The 2,138-nt window shown below is 56.7% G+C and carries 1 protein-coding gene; it reads left to right on the forward strand.

The features are described 5' to 3' along the window. Nucleotides 1-569: 569 nt before the first annotated feature. A partial coding sequence (locus tag A3754_RS17565) for a nucleoside-diphosphate sugar epimerase/dehydratase (protein ID WP_231880679.1) occupies nt 570-2,138 on the forward strand: 1,569 nt, incomplete at its 3' end.

Raw genomic sequence — 2,138 nt, forward strand, 5'->3', positions numbered from 1 at the left:
TTCGTGCAGCCTCATCCGGTCAACGAAGGGCTCGGATACCGTTCAAGTTTTGAGAGAAATGCTGGCGGGACCTATCTACATCACAGGCTCAGGGCCTCAGGTCGAATACGGGTTGCCCGCCAGCAGTGGCGGAAGGGTAGCAAATCCTTCCGCCGGAGAGACACAAGGTCGAATTAGCCTGAAAGGCGTAATCCGACAAGGCCCGGTACGTGGAGTGCATCGTGTCATGGCTGTGTTTGATTTGGTCTATGGATGGATGTCGGATTACGTCCTTCGGACTAATTCGACCTACCGGGCTGGTGGGTTGCTGTGTAGCGCTCGTTTGCAACAGATTGAAAAAGATGCGTCATTGCGGGTGATAATCACGGATCTCAGTATCCGTTTGTCGCTTAATTGTCACCGTTCATGACTAGATTGCCTCGAAATTAGTGCTTTTTACCCGTTGGATATCCTGGAAAACGGCTTATAATGCTCCCCCGGCTAAGTAGTGTGACGAAAATCACAGTCTTATGGCTAAGAGGGACTTTGCCGTATTTAGTTGGCCCTGCGGTCGCATGGATGGACCTGTTATGACGAACAAGTATCTCTATTCCCCTGTACACCGGATGGTGTCTCTGTCGCGTACGGCCAAGCGATTGGTCATGCTGAGCGCGGATGCGCTGGCGGCGCCCCTGTTGCTGTGGCTTGCCTACGGACTGCGCCTGAATACGGTCACTCCTGATGTCACGGATCTGTGGTTGTTGGTTGCCGCTCCTCTGGTGTTGTTGCCTGTGCTTTATGGCTTTGGCTTCTACCGTTCGGTGGTCCGTTATCTGGGCGCTGAGGTGGCGTGGTCTATTCTGATCGGCACTACCTTGTCTGTGGTATTGCTGGCTGCGGCGGCCTATATGGCCTCGGCCTCTACGCCGCGCTCGGTGTTTATCATTTTCTGGACTCTGTTGGTGCTGTATCTGGGCGGTAGCCGTTTCATGATGCGCCGCTTCCTTTACAACGTGCTGGGCAAGCGTGTTGCCTGTGAAGCAGTAGCCGTATTCGGGGCTGGTGGCGCTGGTGCCCAGCTGGTGTCCGGGCTGCTGTCTTCCGCAGAATTACACCCCCAAATGATTGTGGATGATGCTCCCGGCAAGCAGGGCACGCTGCTGTGTGGTGTGCCGGTGGTGAGCCGTAGCGCATTGGAAAAAGCGGTAGAGGGCGGTGCTATCCGAACTGTGTTGCTTGCTCTCCCCTCCGAGAGCCGGGCTACACGAATGGAAGTGGTGCGGTGGCTGGAAACCCTGAATGTGCATGTGCAAACGGTACCCTCGTTTGCGGATATTGCCACCGGCAAGGCTCGCTTGGAGGAAATCAAGGAAGTCTCCATCGAAGACTTGCTGGGCCGTGATTCAGTGCCGCCCCGGGCGGATCTGCTGACGCGCTGTATCAGCGGCAAGCATGTGCTGGTGACCGGTGCGGGTGGCTCCATTGGCAGCGAGCTGTGTCGGCAAATTCTCAAATTGCATCCTTCCAAACTGGTGCTGCTGGATCAGAGTGAGTTTGGTCTTTACGCCATTGAAAAAGAGCTGCGGGCGGCGGCGGGTGAGCGTAACAAGAGCATTGAGGTTGAGGCGGTGCTGGGTTCGGTGGTGAACCGGGGTCTGATGGAACGGCTGTGTCGCGAGCATCGGGTGGATACGGTATATCACGCGGCCGCCTACAAGCATGTGCCGATTGTAGAAGCCAACCCGTCTGCTGGCGTGCGCAATAACATTCTGGGCACGCTGGAAGCGGCACTGGGTGCAGAAGCCGCCCAGGTTAAGCACTTTATTCTGGTGTCGACGGATAAGGCGGTGCGCCCTACCAATGTGATGGGGGCCACCAAGCGTTTTGCGGAACTGGTGCTTCAGGCCATTGCCGCGCGGGGCTCGGAGACGGTGTTCTCCATGGTGCGATTTGGCAATGTTCTCGGCTCGTCCGGTTCGGTGGTGCCCCTGTTTCGTGACCAGATTCAAAAAGGCGGGCCGGTCACCGTGACTCACCCTGATGTGATTCGCTATTTCATGACCATTCCGGAAGCTTCCCAACTGGTGATCCAGGCGGGTGCCATGGCCCAGGGCGGTGAAGTCTTTGTGCTGGATATGGGCGAGCCGGTGCGCATTGTG

It is taken from the genome of Alcanivorax sp. HI0083 (assembly GCF_001635175.1).